This window comes from Gluconacetobacter brunescens (assembly GCF_048695475.1).
Lineage (GTDB): Bacteria > Pseudomonadota > Alphaproteobacteria > Acetobacterales > Acetobacteraceae > Gluconacetobacter.
Window position 1 is genome coordinate 1,274,157 of the sequence record NZ_JBLHEN010000001.1, and the last position, 16,233, is coordinate 1,290,389.

A 16,233-nucleotide genomic window follows, 5' to 3' on the forward strand; every position below is an offset into this window, starting at 1 on the left:
CATGCATGGCCCTCCGGAAAAAAAGCGTCGCTCGTTATTCCGGCGCCGCAAGATTCCGGCCTGGCTGGCATTCCTGCCCTGTTTCGCGGTCTTTCTGGCGGCCATGTCGCCGGCGGTGCACGGGCAGACGATCCCTACCACCCTCTATGACGCCACAAGCGGCCTTTCGAATATTTCTGTCATATCCGCGATAGAATTGCCGACAGGCCAGATCCTGGTGGTCACGCAGCATGGCTTCTTCTTCTTCGACGGCAGGCGCTTTCTCCCCGCGGGCCCCAGCCAAGGCCTGCCCGCCGCCGGCGTGGGCGTCGCCGCCGCCGTGACCGGGGAGGGGGATCTGGTCCTGGCCTATGCCGACATGATCTACGTCGCGTACAATATCGCTGCCACGACCTCTCCCGACCAACTGCACTTCCTGCCGATCGATTGCGGACATCCGCTGGGGCATGATAGCCGCCGCAAGATCATGCCCTGGCATGGCGGGCTGGTCGTGACCGACCGTGATCGCCTGCTATTCATTCACAAGGACGCCGCCGGCGAGCATATCAGCCTTCTGGCCACGATGCTGGCCATGCACGGCGATCCGCTGACCGACGTATCGGCCCTGGGTGCCGATGGCGATACGCTATGGATCGGCACCATCGACGGCCGCCTGTGCACCGTGTCGGGCCCCGACCTGCATTGCCGGTCCCTGCCGCCCATGGCCGAGCCCCGCCGGCTGGAAGCGATCCTTCAGGACCGCGACGGCACGGTGTTCGCACGGACCCTGCATGAACTCGTCGTCGTTCCGCGCGGCGACACGGCCCCGCATGTCGAAACGATTCCCCATGCGGACCGGCAATATGAAAACTACCAGCATCTGCTGACCATGTCCTGGTCCCCCCAGGGCGCGCTGGTCACCCAGGCCGATAACGACGAACTGGCTATCCGGACCGATGGGAATTGGAAAACCGTCACCCTGGGCGGCGAACAATCCAACTCGCCGCTGACGGCGCTGCTGTTCGACAATCAGGAGAACCTGTGGATCGGCCGCATGGGTTACGGCCTGGCGCGCACCACGGGGTTCGGCATCTTCGAGACGTTCACCCGGCGCGACGGCCTGGCAAGCGACGTCATCTGGCAGATGGCCCGCCAGCCCGCGGGGCCCCTGTGGATCGATACCGACACCGGCATCAGCGCACTCGATACCCGGACCAACACGGTCGTCCGCACCATCGGGGAGGCCGGTTTACACGTCGCCACGGACCGTCGCGGCATCCTCTGGCAGGCCGGGCCGGAAGGCGTAAGCCTGCACGACACGCAGAGCACCTGGCGGCGCGACCTCGCGATCAAGCGCGTCAACCAGATCCTGATCGGTAGCGGCGACGATGTCTGGCTGCTGTCGGATCATGGGGCGTGGCTGGCCGATGCCAGCCGCCGCGACCAGGACCCCGTCCCCGTTCCGGGCCTGACCGGCTCCTATGTCAGGGGGCAGATCGACGCGACCGGCACATTGTGGCTGCTTGAGCGGCGGCGCCTGGTGGCCCGGCACCCCGACGGCACCACGACAGTCGTGATGCCCCAATGGCCGCTGTCGACTTTTGCCCCTTACGTGATCGACCTGCAGGACGACCATCGGCTTTGGATCGGCGGCCAGGGGGGCATCTACCGGCTGACGCATGACGGCGACCGCATCGACGACGTGACATTCTACGACGCGGCCACAGTCGGCAACGCGATCCTGTACAGCCTGATAATCGACCGCAAGGGCCGCGTCTGGGCCGGTTCGGATCGCGGGCTGAACGTTTTCGACGGCAGGCGCTGGATCACGATCACCGAGGCTGACGGGCTGGTCTCCAACGATCTGGACCAGGACAGCCTGCTGGAGGACACGGACGGCTCGCTCTGGATCGGCACCAGCCGTGGCCTGTCGCACCTGCTCCGGCCGGACGCCCTGCTGGCCGACATCTCTCCGCAGCCGGTCATCACGGCCATCGAACTGGGCCAGCACCCCTATCATGGCGAGCCGATCGCCTTCAGCCGCGCACCGATGCGCGTGATGTTCGGCACGCTGGATTATCGCGACGCACCGCACATACGATTCCGTTACCGGCTGGAAGGCGCGGATGAAGGCTGGACCGAGACCACCGAAGGATCGGTACGCTACCCCTCTGTGCCGCCCGGTACCCATCGGTTCATGCTGGTGGCCTTCGATCCGGACCGCCATCAGCAATCCGCGGTCGTGACCGCCACAATTACCATGGCCTATCCGTGGTGGCAGCGCTGGCCCGTGCTCTGCCTCGAAGCCGCCTGCGTATTGCTGGCCGGCTACATGGCCTGGCGCATCCGGGTCGGGCTGCTGATCAAGCAGCGCCGGAAGCTCCAAACGATCGTCGAGCGCCAGACCCGGGAAATCCGCGCCACCCATCAGGCGCTGATCGAACAGTCGCGGCTCGACAGCCTGACGGGCCTGCTGAACCGGGGCGCGATCCAGTCGCTTCTGCAATCGTCCCTGGCCGAACTGCCCGCCGATACGCCGCTGATGGCCGCGCTGATCGATGTCGATCATTTCAAGCAGATCAATGACGGCTGGGGGCACCTGATCGGCGACGAGGTTCTGGCCGGGCTTGGCGGCCGCCTGCGCCAGGGCATGACCCAGGGTGACGCCGCCGGCCGCTATGGTGGCGAGGAATTCCTGGTCGTGCTCACCGGGGAGAGCGCCACGGCCGCCCACATGGAGGCCCTGTGCCGTTCCCTGAGCGACCTGCCCACTCTGGTCGGCACGCCGGAGCTGGTGGTCACGGTCAGCGCCGGCATCGCCATGGCCGCTGCGAACGAGACATGGCAGAGCCTGATCGCCCGCGCCGACAAGGCGCTCTATCGCGCCAAGGCCGAAGGGCGCAACCGGGTGGTACAGGCCCGATAACGCCCGGAAACACCGCGCGGCTTCAGCCTGTCCCGCCGTCCGCCCGCGCCAGCGCCTCCGCCAGATAGGGCCCTGCCGCCGCCGTGCTGCCGGGGCAGGCCATTTCCAGCAGCGTCACCCCTTCGACGATCGACAGCAGGGCGGCGGGCGGACAGGAGCGGTTGGGGTCGGGGATCAGCCGCGTGCCGATCCAGGCCGTCCAGTCCGCGACCACGGCCTTCGCCACCATGTCGTACGGCGCCTCTCCGGCGGCGGCACGGGCGATCACGTCGGTCCATACCCGCATGAACGGCATCACCACCGGGTCGCGCCCCAGCGCCAGCACCTGGCCCAGGAACGCCCCCGGCGAAACCGGCGGCCCCGCGCTATAAGCCTGAAGCAGCACCGACAGCTTCTCGCCGATCCGCGCCAGGACACCGGCAACCAGCGCATCCTTGCTGCCGAAATAATAGATCAGCATCCGGTCGCTGGTGCCCAGCCGCCGCGCCAGGCCGCGCAGGCCCATCGTGCCCAGCCCCTCGCGCAGCACCAGGTCGGCCGCCGCATCCGCCAGGGCCTCGCGCCGCCCGGCCCGGTCCGGGGTCGCGGAATCATCGGTCATGAAATGCTCTCGAAAAGAATACGATCAGGCATTGAAGCGCGTGCTACATAGCGGTAATGTAGCACTCGCTTCATGGAAGGTGAGACAACAATGCTCCGCTTGAATCAGATCATCATCTGCTCCGTCGTGGCGTTCCTGTTCTGGGCTCTGGCCACCCTGTTCGTCCATACCCTGCCCGGCAGCCTGTATGGCATGCGCGGCAATATCGGCTTCGTGACCAGCATTCCGGTCGCGCTGCTCAGTGTCTGGCTTGTTTGCCGCCTGGCACGGCTGGAAGGCAACCAGATCCTTTCCGGCTGCCTGTTCGTCATGGCCGACGCCATGCTCTACGATGCCATCGCCCTGCGCTGGTTCCCCACGCTCTACGCGGCGGACGACCAGACCTGCCGCCTGGCCTCGGCGTGGCTGCTGTGGGGCTACGGCATCAGCGCCTGGGGCGCCCTGCTGCTGGGGCTGTGGCGCGAACGGGTCGCGGCGCGGGCGTAAGGTCGGGCGCTGCCCGAACCCGGAAGGGGACAGTCGTCCCCTTCACCCCTGATCGTTGCTCAACGACTGGTTTCCAAAGGCGACGGCCTTTGGTGGGGTGCGGGGCAAAGCCCCGCGAACTCACTCCCCCACCAACGGATAATGACACGCCACCTCACGCCCATCCGGCAACCCACGCAGCACCGGCGGATCAACCCGGCAACGATCGCGCACCACCGGACAGCGCGTATGAAACCGGCAGCCGGGCGGCGGTGCGATCGGGCTGGGCACATCGCCGCGCAATGGCGGCGGCAGCCCTTCCGTGCGCACCACCGGCTCCGGCACGGCGGCGATCAGGGCGGCGGTGTAGGGGTGGGCCGGGCGATGCAGCACGGCATCGGCCTCACCCAGTTCGACGATCGCGCCCAGATACATGACCGCGACACGGGTGGAAATCTGCCGCACCACCGCCAGATCATGCGCGACGAACACGTAGGTCAGCCCCAGCCGGTCGCGCAGATCCATGAACAGATTCACAATCTGCGCCTGGATCGACACATCCAGCGCCGCCACCGGCTCGTCGGCCACCACCAGCCGGGGTGAAAGCGCCAGCGCGCGGGCGATGTTGATCCGCTGCCGCTGGCCGCCTGAAAATTCGTGCGGATAGCGCGCCAGCGCCGCCTGCGGCAGGCCCACCAGATCCATCAGCTCCGCCAGCCGGGCGGCGATAGCGGCCCGGCTGCGCCGCCCGCCGCCGGGGGCGGGATGCACGCGCAACGGTTCGGCCACCAGGTCGCCGACACGGCGGCGCGGGTTCAGCGCGGCGTAGGAATCCTGAAACACCATCTGCATGTCCTGCCGCAGCGGACGCAGGCGCCGTTCCGGCAGCGTGGTGATGTCGGTGCCATCGAAGACGACCCGGCCGCCACTCGGCTGCACCAGCCGCAGCAGGCAGCGGCCGAGCGTCGATTTGCCGCAGCCGGATTCACCCACCAGCCCCAGCACTTCGCCGGGCTGCACCGAAAGCGACACACCATCGAGCGCGCGCAGCACCTGCCCGCGCCCGACGCGATAGGTCATGCGTAAATCCTCGGCCGCAATCAGCGGAGATGGCGAAGCGTCCGGCAGATTGGTCATGCGCGCATCTCCGGGACGAAACGCGGCGGCAGCGGGCGCCCCTCGGCCGGCAGCACACAGGCGACATCCTGTTCCCCGCAGGCAACCAGCGGCGGCCGCACGGCACAGACGTCATGCACATGGGCGCAGCGCGGCGCGAAGGGGCACCCGGCCGGGCGCTCGGCCGGGGCCGGCGGGCTGCCGGAGATGGAGGGCAGGCGCGCCGGGCGCGGGCCATGCAGCGGCGGAATCGAATCCAGCAGCGCCGCCGTGTACGGGTGCCCCGGCCGTGCGAACAGCGCCCCGGTCGGCCCGCGTTCGGCCACCAGCCCGCTATACAGCACCAGCGTGCGGTCGCAGGTCTCGGCCACCACGCCCATGTCGTGGGTAATCAGCAGCACCGACGACCCGTAATCCCGCCGCAATCCGCGCAGCAGGTCCAGGATCTGCGCCTGCACCGTCACATCCAGCGCCGTCGTCGGCTCGTCGGCGATCAGCAGCGCCGGATTGCACGACAGCGCCATCGCGATCATCGCCCGCTGGCGCAGGCCGCCGGAAAGTTGATGCGGATAGCGCCCGGCGACCCGCTCGGGGTCGGGCACGCCCATGTCGCCCAGCAGGCGCACGGTGCGCGAGCGGGCATCGGTGCGCGAGATTTTCTGATGCACGCGGATCTGTTCGTCGATCTGCCGCCCGACCGTATAGACCGGGGTAAAGGCGGTCATCGGGTCCTGGAAGATCATCGCGATCTCGCGCCCGCGCAGCGCACGATAGGCCCGCGGCGCCAGCCCCACCAGTTCGCGCCCGCGAAAGCGCACCGACCCGCTGATGCGCGCGCCCGGCACGTCGATCAACCCCATGATCGCCAGCGACGTCACACTCTTGCCCGACCCGGACTCACCCACGATGCCCAGGATTTCCCGTGCCCCCAGCGTAAAGGATACGGATTCGACGATCGGCACCAGCCGCCCGCCGATCGGCAGCGCCACCGTCAGGTCGCGCACCGCCAGCAGCATGTCACCGTCCATCGCGCACTCTCGGATCCAGGAAGAGATACAGCATGTCCACCACGGCATTGGCGATCACGACGAACACCGCCGAATACATCACCGTCGCCATGATCAGCGGCAGATCGAGGTTCGACAGCGCCTGGTAGGTCAGCCGCCCCACCCCCTGCAAACCGAACACCACCTCGGTCAGCAGCGCGCCGCCGCCGACCAGTTGCGCGAAATCCAGCCCGAACAGCGAAACGAACGTGATCATCGACGTGCGCAGCCCGTGGACCAGCAGCACCCGCATCGGCGACAGGCCCTTGGCGCGGGCGGTACGCATGAAATCCTCGCTCTGCACCGCCACCAGATCGGCGCGCAGCACGCGGCTGTAGATGCCCACGAACAGCACCGCCAGCGTCAGCCACGGCAGCGCCAGCGCGCGGAACCAGCCCAGCGGGTCCTCGGTCAGCGGCACATAGCCCAGCCCCGGCACCCAGGAAAACAGCCAGCTATCGTGATAGCGGCTCTGGGTGACCAGATTCACCACCTGCCCCAGCCAGAAGACCGGGATCGAAATCCCGACCAGCCCCAGCATCATCAGGCCGCGATCCACCCAGCCGCCGCGCAACGCCGCCGCCGTCACGCCCATGGCCACCGACAGCACCACCCAGATCAGCGCCGCGCCGGAAACCAGCGAGACCGTGACCGGTGCCGCCTCCAGAATCTCCGGCACCACTTTCTGCCCGCGATTGACGTAGGAGGTCAGGTCCCGCGTCACGAACAGCTTTTCCATCATCCGCGCATATTGCACCGGCAGGGGCCGGTCGAACCCGTATTCGACCCGCACCCGCGCCATCGTCTCGGGCGAGGCATTGCGGCCGGCAATGCGCGCCGTCGGGTCCGCCCCCGGCGTGGCGAAGAACACCAGGAACACCAGCACCGAAATCCCGAACAGCACGAACAGCGTCTGGCCCAGACGCCGCAGGACGCTCATGACCATCACCCACGCTCCCGCCCGCTGTCGCGCACATCCAGCGCGTCACGCATGCCATCCCCCAGCACGTTCAGCGCCAGCACCACGATCACGATCGCCAGCCCCGGCGCGATGGCCACCATAGGACGGGTATAGATCAGCCCCTCGCCATCCTGGATGATCGTGCCCCACGACGCACCGGGCGCCTGCACGCCGATGGAGAGGAACGACAGCGCCGATTCCGCCATCATCGCCAGCGCCATCATCAGCGGCGCCAGCACCACCAGCGTGCCGGTGACGTTGGGCAGGATGTCGCGCAGCACGATGCGATAGCCCGGCACCCCCAGCGCCCGCGCGGCGGTGACGAATTCCGCCCGCCGCAGCGACATCACCCGCCCGCGCACCGGCCGCGCCGCATAGGGCACATAGACCAGCGCGATGATGCAGATCGGGATCAGCAGATTGTCGCTGCCGATCGTGACCGGCCCCAGCTTCAATCCCTGGCTGACGGTGACGATGGAAAGCGAGATCGCGAACAGATAGACCGGCACCGCCCACATGATGTCCATGATGCGCGACAGCACGGCATCGACGATCCCGCCAGCATAACCCGCGACGATGCCCACCATCGCGGCCAGCACGATGCACAGCGTGGCGGCGCAGAAGGAAATCAGCAGCGAGGTGCGCCCGCCATAGAGCAGGCGCGCCGCCAGATCCCGCCCCTGGCTGTCCGCCCCCAGCAGGTCGGCCGAGGCACGCCAAGTCGGGCCGATCGGCGACAGACCAAGATGCAGCGGATTGTCATTGGGCTGCATGATGTCGACGCTGCGCCCATCGATCGTCACAGCCCCCGCCACGTTGGAGGTAAACGGATCGGTATGCGCCACGTCGCGCGCATAAAGCGGCGCCATCAGGCACGCCACGGCTACTGCCAGCAGCACCGCCAGAGCCGTCATCGCCGCGCGATCGCGCGCCAGCCTGCGCCCGGCCCGGCGCCACGGCCCGGCGGGCCGGGGCGCGGAAGGAGACGAGGATGCGCCCGTCACGGTCTGCGCAGTCATGGGGAAACCTCCTCGGAACCGGTCGGGGGGTGGGGGCAGGCAGACGGGCGCGACCCGGCAGAGCGAAGCCGGGCAACCTGCCATCCGGTCAAGCCGCTCTCAACGGCCTGCGACACAGCCAGCAAACAGGGAAACGCGCCGCCTCGCCTCACTGAACCCATACTTGCGAGAAGATCATGTGATAGAGGTCCGAATAGAAATAATTCCCCAGCCGGGACGATACCAGATCGATATAATTGATGCGAATGGCCGGCGCGGCCGGTGAGTCGCGGGTGATGATCCGCCCCGCTTGCGCCCAGAGTTCCGCCGCCCGCGCCGGATCGGTCTCCCGCTTGGCCGCGTCCATCGCCGCCTGGGCGTCCTTGTCGCAGTACCCGGCGATGTTGATCGAATTGTCGGTGCCGGGATGGAAATTCTCGCAGCCGAACAGATCATCGAGAAAATTCGAAGCCGAGGGATAGTCGGCGAACCAGTCGCTCAGGCTGATCTGCACATGGTTCGATGTGTTCTGGATGTACCCAAGCTGCACCGCATGGGCCAGCGGCTTGACGCTGGCATCATAGCCGATGGCCTGGAGCATGTTGCGCAGCCACACCCCCATGCTCATCTCGACATTGGTGTTCTGCACCACCACCGTCACCTTCTGCCCGGCGGTGCCGCTGGCCGCCACCATCCGGCGCGCGCCTTCCAGATCCGCCCCCTGCCAGGATGGCGCCGGATGGTCCAGGTCCGCGCCCTTCGTATGGGCGCATTCGTCCAGCGCGCCAGGGATGCCGGGCGGCACAATGGTGCAGAGCGGCCCGGCGACGGCGGCGCCGCCATACAGAATGGTCATCGCGCGCCGGTCCAGCGCCCGGTTCACCGCCTGGCGGGCCAAGCGGTTATTGAAGGGCGGAAGATTGACGTTCATCGGCACGTAATAGAAGCCGTAGAGCGAGCGGAGATGCACCTGCCTGGTATGGCGCGCCCCCAGTTCGCCCAGCCGGTCCAGCGGCTTCATGTCGAACATCCAGTCATACTGGCCGTTTTCCACCGCCGTCACCGCCGCCTCGTCGGGCAGGCCGAAATCGTAGCGGATATGGTCGACATAGCCATCGGGCTGCGCCTCGGCGCTCCAGACATGGAAGAACGGATTGCGCTCCAGCACCGCCCCCCGGTCCGGATCGTAGCTGACGAAGCGGTACGGCCCCGTGGTCGGCGCCGGCATATTGCCCAGATCATGGTCCGGCATGTCCGCCGGCAGGATCGAGGCATGCGGAAAGGCCAGCTTCTGCGGAAACTCGGCATCCGGCTGGCTCAGGTGAAAGACCACGGCGCGCGTCGCCGGATCGACATCCAGCCCGCCCGCCAGCGTGCAGTGCGCCGGATCGCGCAGGCAGAGATCCGCGCCGACGATGGCACCGTAGAACGACCCCGCCGTCGGGCTGCCGACCCGGAACAGGCGCCGGATGGAAGCCGCGACATCCGCCACCGTCACCTCCTGCCCGGTGGAGAACCGCACCCCCTGCCGCAGGGTAAAGCGCCAGGTCCGCCCGCCATCCTCGGGTTGCGGCACGGTCTCGGCCAGATCCGCCACCACCTCGTCGCTGGCGTGGTCGTCCGCCTTGCGGAAACTCAGCAGCCCGTCATACAGAATCGTGAAAAGCTGGGCATATTCCGAAGTATAATTGATCTGCGGATCGAGCGTCCCGCCCGATGACGACGCCGTCAGCCGCAACGTCCCGCCACGATGCGGGCTGCCCAGCGTCTGCCCGTCTCCCACCGGCCGGGCACTGCCCGGCGGCGCGGCATCCTGCGCGCGGGCAGCCGGCACGGCCCCCAATGCCGCGAGCAGGCCGACAAACAGAAGAGGCCGGCGCCCCACCTATTGCGCCGCCATCAGGCCGTTCAGACGGTCCGCAATGTCCTGCGCCGAGGCATCGGACTGGATCGTACCGGCATAGCGCCCTTCCGGCGACATGATGACGATGCGCGGCGACGGCTCCATGCTGTAATCGCCATCCTTGCCCTCATGACGCACATAGGGCGCATGATATTCAGCCGTCACGGCCTTGAGCATGGTCGGCGCGCCGGTCATGGCGAAGATGCGCGGCCCGAAGCGCAGCGTATAGGCCCGCATCGCCTCGGCCGTGTCGCGCATCGGGTCCACCGAGATGAATAGCGGCGCCACGGACCGGTGCTTCGGCCCCAGCAGGTCCATCGCCCCGGCCATCGCCCGCAGCGTCGCGCCGCATTGCTCGTCGGGGCAGTGCGTGTAGCCGAAATAGACCAGCATCCAGCGGCCGCGGAAATTGCTGTCCGACACCTCGCCCTCGGCCGCGCTGACCAGCCGGAACGACCCGCCGATCTCGTTGCCATGGGTGGAAAGCAGCGGCCCGGCGCGATCCATCGCCCAGTAGCCCGCATAGCCCCCCGCCGCCGAAAGCACGGTAATGACCGCCCCGATCGCCAGCCGGCGCTTGTCCCGTTCCTGCATCAATGTGCGTCCGCCCAGTTCGTTCCGGTCCCGGTCTCCACCACCAGCCTCACCGACAGATCGGCGGCGGATTCCATGACCTGTTTCACGAGTTCCGACAGATCGCCCTCCTGGCCCTGCCGTACCTCGAACACAAGTTCGTCATGGACCTGAAGCAGCAGCCGTCCGTCAAGCCCGGCATTGGCCAGCGCGTGCGGCAGGCGCACCATCGCGCGCTTGATGATGTCGGCCGCCCCACCCTGCAACGGCGCGTTGATCGCCTGCCGTTCGGCATAGGACCGGCGGGCCGCGTTGCGGTCGCCGATGCCCGGCACCCAGCAGCGCCGGCCGAACGGGGTGGTGACGTAGCCGTTCGCCTTCGCCTCTTCCTTCATCCGGTCCATATAGTCGCGGATTTCCGGATAGCGGGCGAAATAGGCGTCGATATAAGACCGCGCCTCGCCCGGCGGAATGCCGAGCTGCCGCCCCAGCCCGAAGGCGCTGATGCCGTAGATGATGCCGAAATTGATCGCCTTGGCCCGCCGCCGCGTCAGCGGGTCCATGCCCTCGATCGGCACGCCGAACACTTCGGACGCCGTACGCGCATGGATATCCTGCCCCAGCGCGAAAGCCTCGCGCAGGGCGGGGATGTTCGCCACATGGGCCAGCAGCCGCAATTCGATCTGCGAATAATCCGCCGACAGCAGCACATGGCCCGGCGCCGCGACAAAGGCGCGGCGGATGCGTCCGCCTTCCTCGGTGCGGATGGGAATATTCTGCAGGTTCGGCTCGTTGGACGACAGGCGGCCGGTCGAGGTGATGGCCATCTGGAACGAGGTATGCACCCGCTCCGTTCCCGGATCGGCCTGGGCCACCAGCGCATCGGCATAGGTCGATTTCAGCTTGGCCAGTTGCCGCCAAGCGAGGATGCGCCCCGGCAGTTCGTGCCCCTGATCCGCCAGATCCTGCAAAACGGAGGAATCGGTGCCCCAGGCGCCCGACTTCATCCGCTTGCCGCCGGCCAGACCCATCTCGTCGAACAGGATCTCGCCCAACTGCTTGGGGGAACCGACATTGAACGACCGGCCGGCCAGACGATGGATCTCCCCCTCCATCTCGCCCATGCGGGCCGCGAAATCGGCCGACAGGCGCCGCAGTTCCGTCACGTCCACCGCAATGCCGGCCCGCTCCATATCGGCCAGCACGGCCACCAGCGGCCGCTCCAGTTCCTCATACAGCGCCAGCGCCCGGTTGGGCCGCAGGGTCGGGTGCAGCGACAGCCACAGCCGCAGCGTCACGTCGGTATCCTCGGCCGCATAGGCCGTGGCCCGCGCCACATCGACCCGCGCGAACGGAATGCGGTTGCGCCCGGTGCCCGTCACCTCGTCGTAGGAGATCGGCGTATGGCCCAGATACAGCCGCGACAGTTCGTCCATGCCCTGGCCATGCCGCCCGGCATACTGGGCGTAGGCAATCAGCATGGTGTCGTCGATCGGCGTCGGCTGCGGCGCGCCGGCGCGGGTCAGCACCAGCAGGTCGAACTTGGCGTTCTGGAAGATCTTCAGCACCGACGGGTCGATGAACAGCGGCCCCAGGATCTCCAGCACGGTGGCAACCGGCATCTGGACGCCGACAGGGTCCTCTTCCACCCCGTCCTCGGGCAGCAGCTGCGCCTGCGCGGGCGCGCCCTCATGCGCCAGCGGAATATAGCACGACCGCCCCGGCGCCACCGCCAGCGAAATCCCGACCAGCCCGGCATGCAGCGGGTCCAGCCCATCGGTCTCGGTATCGACGGCGCAGAACCCGACCCGCCGCGCGTCCGCCACCCAGGCTTCCAGCGCCTCGGCGGTGCGTACGGTCTCATAGGGCCCGAAAGGCGCCCGGTCGGGTGCGGCGGATGCCGCGACCGGCGCGGCTTCCGCACTGGCGGCCGCCACGGCTGGCGACGCCGCATGGCTGGCAACGCCAACCGCCGCCGCCGTCTCCTTCAGCCCCATCCGATGCACCAGCGAGCGGAAGCCCATCCGCCCCAGCCATGCGCCCAGTTCCGCCTCATCCGGCTCGCGGCAGATCAGCTCCTCCAGCGCCACGGGGCACGGCGCATCCTCGCGCAGCGTCACCAGTTCGCGGGAAAGCCGCGCACGCTCGGCATGTTCGATCAGATTATCGCGCCGCTTCGAGGCCTTCATCGCCGGCGCGGCCTCCAGGATCGCATCCAGCGACCCGTATTCCGCGATCAGGGCCGAGGCGGTCTTGGGCCCGATCCCCGGCACGCCCGGCACGTTATCGACCGAATCGCCGATCAGCGCCTGCACGTCGATCACCTTGTCGGGCGTCACGCCGAACTTCGCCTCGACCTCGGCCGGGCCGATGGGCTTCTGGCGGATCGGGTCCTGCATCTCCACGCCCGGACGGATCAACTGCATCAGGTCCTTGTCGGACGAGACGATGGTGCAGCGGCCGCCGGCATCGGTCACGCGGCGGGCATAGGCCGCGATCAGGTCGTCGGCCTCCCACCCCGCTTCCTCGATCCCCGGCACGCCAAAGGCCGCGGTGGCATCGCGCACGAGGGCGAATTGCGGCCGCAGGTCCTCCGGCGGCTCCGGCCGGTGGGCCTTGTACTGGTCATAGAGTTCGTTGCGGAAGGTCAGCCGGCCCGCATCGAAAATGACGGCGAGATGCGTGCCCACATGGTCGCGCAGCAGCCGCGCCAGCATGTTGGTGAAGCCGAACACGGCGTTGACCGGCGTACCGTCGGGCGCGGTCATCGGCGGCAGGGCGTGGAAGGCACGGAAGATGAACCCCGATCCGTCAACGAGGATCAGGTGAATCGGGGCGTCGCTGGACATCGGGGGTCGGGTCAGTGCGCGCTGTCTTCCCCGGCATCGGGGCTCAGCACGAACAGGCGCGAGCAATAGGGGCAGAAGGTCTGGTGCCCGGCAATGCGCAGCCACACGCGCGGATGGCCCAGCGCGCCCAGCCCGCCGTCGCAGGACAGCACGCGCGACTGCACGATCACCGTCTCGACATGGCCGAGGCGCGGATGGGGCACCGGATCGCCGGATTGGGCCGGAAGGGTCTGGACCTGCATATGTTCGCTCCGCCTCGTGATGATGGCCCTGTCGGCCGGTGGTCAGGATGGATGGGGGATGATACGCAGGATCACCGTGCTTTCAAACCTCCGCCTGTCACGCCTGCGCTACCTGGCCCCGCTCCTGCTGCTCGCAGGCTGCACAATGCAGGACCCGCCGCCGCCCCATCCGCCCGCCGCCTGGGCGGCGGATGGCCGTCTGGTGCCGCCCGACACCATCCTGCACCTGCCCGACGGCACCGCCGTCCCCACCCGAATCTGGCCCGCACGCGGGCAGGTCCGGGCGGTCATGCTGGCATTGCATGGATTCGACGACAGCCGCGACGCCTGGGAATTCGCCGCCCCCACGCTCGCGGCCCAGGGCATTACCCTCTACGCGCCCGACCTGCGCGGCTTCGGCGGCATGCAGGATCGCGGCCTGTGGGCCGGGACCGACCGCATGGTCGCCGACGCGCGCGACGAAGCCCTGATCATCGCCCGCCGCCACCCCGGCGTGCCGCTCTATCTGCTGGGCGAGAGCATGGGCGGCGCGGTGCTGACCTGCCTGATGGCCCGCCCCGACGCCCCGCCCGCCGCCGGCACCATCCTGCTGGCTCCGGCGGTGTGGAAACTCGGCGCGGGCCCCGAAACCGTGCTGCGCCTGCTGGCCGCCACGGCACCGGACTGGCGCCTGACCGGCCACGAACTCCCGGTCCATGTCGTGGCGGGCGACGATATGTCGGCCATGCGCCGCCTTTATTTCGACCCGCTGACCCTGCACGCCACGCGCATGCGCGCCGTCGCCGGCCTCGCCGCCCTGATGCACGAGGCCGCCGAAGCCGCCCCGCACCTGCGCGGCCCGGCGCTGGTGATCTATGGCGGCCACGACCAGCTCGTCCCCCCGTCCGCCATGGCCACGCTCTGGCGCCACCTGCCACCCGGCATGCGGCGCGACTACATCCCCCAGGGCTATCACCTGCTGCTGCGCGGCCGCAGCCGGCAGGCCACGACCGCCGACATCGCGCAATGGATCACCGACCCCGACCGCCCCCTCCCCTCGGGCGGCGACATCGCCGCCGCCACATGGCAGGCCCTGCCCCATGACGGCAGCGACACCCCACCCCCGATCCTGGCACCGCTGGACGCCCTGGCCGGCAAATAATTGCCCACCAGGGCTGGCGCCCCGAAACGGTTCGGGGTATGGAGGCGTCACTGGACCCGTAGCTCAGCTGGATAGAGCGTCGCCCTCCGAAGGCGAAGGTCGAAGGTTCGAATCCTTTCGGGTCCGCCAATCCTCGGAAAAATTGTTGTCTTTCAATCCTGTATTCTCAGGTTTGACACTTTCCCCAGAAGGTTTGACACTTTCGCCCAGCATTGACATCGCGGTTTTTGCTAGCCGGACCTGTTCGACGGCCCGCGTATAGCGGTCGATTTCGGCCAGCGTGCGATGCCCTGTGATGGCGGCGATCTGATGGGTAGTGCATCCGGCTTCGGCCAAGCGCCGCGCTGCCGCTTTGCGCAGTCCGTGGGGGCTGCACCCTTTTCGGCAGTCCCGCCTGAGCGCACCAAGCAACAAAAACATTATAAAAGCCGTTCACGGAAAACGACCGACCCGAGTCTGTGGCAAGAAACGTCCCGGCTCCTACATCGCTCCAGACGTCCAAACAGCGGCGTAATTCAGGATGAACCGGGATCTGAAGCATTGCCTTCGTCTTGACCTGCCGGACACTGATCAGGTCACTGGAGAGATTGGATAACCCCATCGTAACGACGTCGCTGCGACGTTGCCCGGTATATAGCAGCAACGCCAACGCCAATCTTGCTTTCGTCCCAATGGCGAACGCGCCTTCGAACGTGCCGATCTCGGCGTCTGTCCAGGAATGGATCCCTTCGCTCTTGATCTGCACTCGCTTGATGCCGAAAGCCGGATTGGTCTCTCTCCACTCCAGATAAATGGCATGATCCATCAGCTGGCGGAGCAGCCTGAGCAGTCGGTTTGCTGTCGTCGGCGCGTCGCCCGTCTTTTTCAGAATCGCCTTGATATGCTTCGGCTCTATCGCGCTGACGGGCAACGCACTGTACGATTCATCTCGCATCCGCTCCAAGAGGCGCCGATAAACGGCTTGGGTGCTCGCCTCGAGTACCTTGAAGTGTTGCGTCTCACACCACGAGGCAATCAATTCCGACAAAGAGCCGTCGATCTGCATCGGTGCAGGCGCTGACGCTGGGCCCGTCGTTTTTCCTAACCGCGCATTTTCGTAAACAGTCAGGAACTCGGAAGACGACGGATCCGGCAGCTTTACGCGCTTCATGCCCTTGCGCCGGAAATAGTAGCGGGCCTTCCCATGCTGGTCGTTGAACTGCTGGATATAGGGCAGCTTCAGCTTGATTACAGGATGCTGTCCCATGGATTCGCCAGGGGCGCCGAGGCCCCGCCTCCGGCTTTCTGGTCGAGCCATTTGGCCAGATCATCGCGCAAATATGCCTTGCGGCGCCCGAACCTGACGACACGCAACGCGCCGGCAACATGAGATCGGAAGCCCGTCACTGACAAGGACACGTATCGCGCTGCGTCTTTCTCCGACAGGGCGCGTG

12 protein-coding genes, 1 tRNA gene and 2 pseudogenes are annotated in these 16,233 nt (G+C 67.4%); 4 read left to right on the forward strand and 11 right to left on the reverse strand.

Annotated features, from left to right (window positions below; translation table 11 throughout):
* Window position 1: 1 nt before the first annotated feature.
* Window positions 2-2,905: a ligand-binding sensor domain-containing diguanylate cyclase gene (locus tag ACMAUO_RS05650; protein ID WP_420357217.1), complete on the forward strand. Its 2,904-nt coding sequence runs from the start codon at window positions 2-4 to the stop codon at window positions 2,903-2,905.
* Between the two features lie 22 nt (window positions 2,906-2,927).
* Here ACMAUO_RS05650 and ACMAUO_RS05655 read toward each other — a convergent pair whose 3' ends face one another.
* A complete protein-coding gene (locus ACMAUO_RS05655) occupies window positions 2,928-3,506 on the reverse strand; it encodes a TetR/AcrR family transcriptional regulator (RefSeq protein WP_420355959.1) in 579 nt (192 codons plus the stop codon).
* A gap of 90 nt (window positions 3,507-3,596) precedes the next feature.
* Here ACMAUO_RS05655 and ACMAUO_RS05660 point away from each other — a divergent pair, with 90 nt between their 5' ends.
* A complete protein-coding gene (locus tag ACMAUO_RS05660) occupies window positions 3,597-3,992 on the forward strand; it encodes a DUF5367 family protein (protein ID WP_246374317.1) in 396 nt (131 codons plus the stop codon).
* A gap of 120 nt (window positions 3,993-4,112) precedes the next feature.
* Here ACMAUO_RS05660 and ACMAUO_RS05665 read toward each other — a convergent pair whose 3' ends face one another.
* From ACMAUO_RS05665 to ACMAUO_RS05700, 8 genes are all read right to left on the reverse strand, one after another.
* Window positions 4,113-5,108 (reverse strand): ABC transporter ATP-binding protein, encoded by a 996-nt coding sequence (locus ACMAUO_RS05665; RefSeq protein WP_420355960.1) that lies wholly within the window; start codon window positions 5,106-5,108, stop codon window positions 4,113-4,115.
* On the reverse strand, window positions 5,105-6,115 hold the full coding sequence (locus ACMAUO_RS05670; RefSeq protein ID WP_420355961.1) for an ABC transporter ATP-binding protein: 1,011 nt from the start codon (window positions 6,113-6,115) through the stop codon (window positions 5,105-5,107). Before ACMAUO_RS05670 ends, ACMAUO_RS05665 begins: the two co-directional genes overlap by 4 nt.
* Complete coding sequence (locus tag ACMAUO_RS05675) at window positions 6,105-7,079, reverse strand: ABC transporter permease (RefSeq protein WP_114727407.1); 975 nt, start codon at window positions 7,077-7,079, stop codon at window positions 6,105-6,107. The genes ACMAUO_RS05670 and ACMAUO_RS05675 overlap by 11 nt, the downstream gene beginning before the upstream one ends.
* Window positions 7,079-8,113 (reverse strand): ABC transporter permease, encoded by a 1,035-nt coding sequence (locus ACMAUO_RS05680; RefSeq protein ID WP_420355962.1) that lies wholly within the window; start codon window positions 8,111-8,113, stop codon window positions 7,079-7,081. Before ACMAUO_RS05680 ends, ACMAUO_RS05675 begins: the two co-directional genes overlap by 1 nt.
* Before the next feature lie 148 nt (window positions 8,114-8,261).
* Window positions 8,262-9,977, reverse strand: coding sequence for an ABC transporter substrate-binding protein (locus ACMAUO_RS05685; RefSeq protein ID WP_420355963.1), 1,716 nt, complete (start codon window positions 9,975-9,977; stop codon window positions 8,262-8,264).
* A complete protein-coding gene (locus tag ACMAUO_RS05690) occupies window positions 9,978-10,589 on the reverse strand; it encodes an SCO family protein (protein WP_420355964.1) in 612 nt (203 codons plus the stop codon).
* The gene (polA, locus tag ACMAUO_RS05695; RefSeq protein ID WP_420355965.1) at window positions 10,589-13,417 is read right to left on the reverse strand and encodes a DNA polymerase I; all 2,829 of its coding nucleotides are present in this window, start codon (window positions 13,415-13,417) and stop codon (window positions 10,589-10,591) included. The genes ACMAUO_RS05690 and polA overlap by 1 nt, the downstream gene beginning before the upstream one ends.
* 11 nt (window positions 13,418-13,428) lie before the next feature.
* Window positions 13,429-13,659: a zinc-finger domain-containing protein gene (locus tag ACMAUO_RS05700; protein WP_114727402.1), complete on the reverse strand. Its 231-nt coding sequence runs from the start codon at window positions 13,657-13,659 to the stop codon at window positions 13,429-13,431.
* A 58-nt stretch (window positions 13,660-13,717) separates the two neighbouring features.
* Between ACMAUO_RS05700 and ACMAUO_RS05705 the strand changes: the two genes are divergently transcribed.
* Both ACMAUO_RS05705 and ACMAUO_RS05710 read left to right on the forward strand, forming a co-directional pair.
* Window positions 13,718-14,800: an alpha/beta fold hydrolase gene (locus ACMAUO_RS05705; protein WP_420355966.1), complete on the forward strand. Its 1,083-nt coding sequence runs from the start codon at window positions 13,718-13,720 to the stop codon at window positions 14,798-14,800.
* 52 nt (window positions 14,801-14,852) lie between these two features.
* A tRNA-Arg gene (locus tag ACMAUO_RS05710) sits at window positions 14,853-14,929 on the forward strand.
* Between the two features lie 174 nt (window positions 14,930-15,103).
* Here the strand turns inward: ACMAUO_RS05710 and ACMAUO_RS05715 are convergent.
* Window positions 15,104-15,220, reverse strand: a pseudogene (locus ACMAUO_RS05715) (hypothetical protein); the annotation flags it as partial.
* A gap of 7 nt (window positions 15,221-15,227) precedes the next feature.
* Window positions 15,228-16,097: pseudogene (locus tag ACMAUO_RS05720) on the reverse strand (site-specific integrase); the annotation flags it as partial.
* Between the last annotated feature and the right edge of the window lie 136 nt (window positions 16,098-16,233).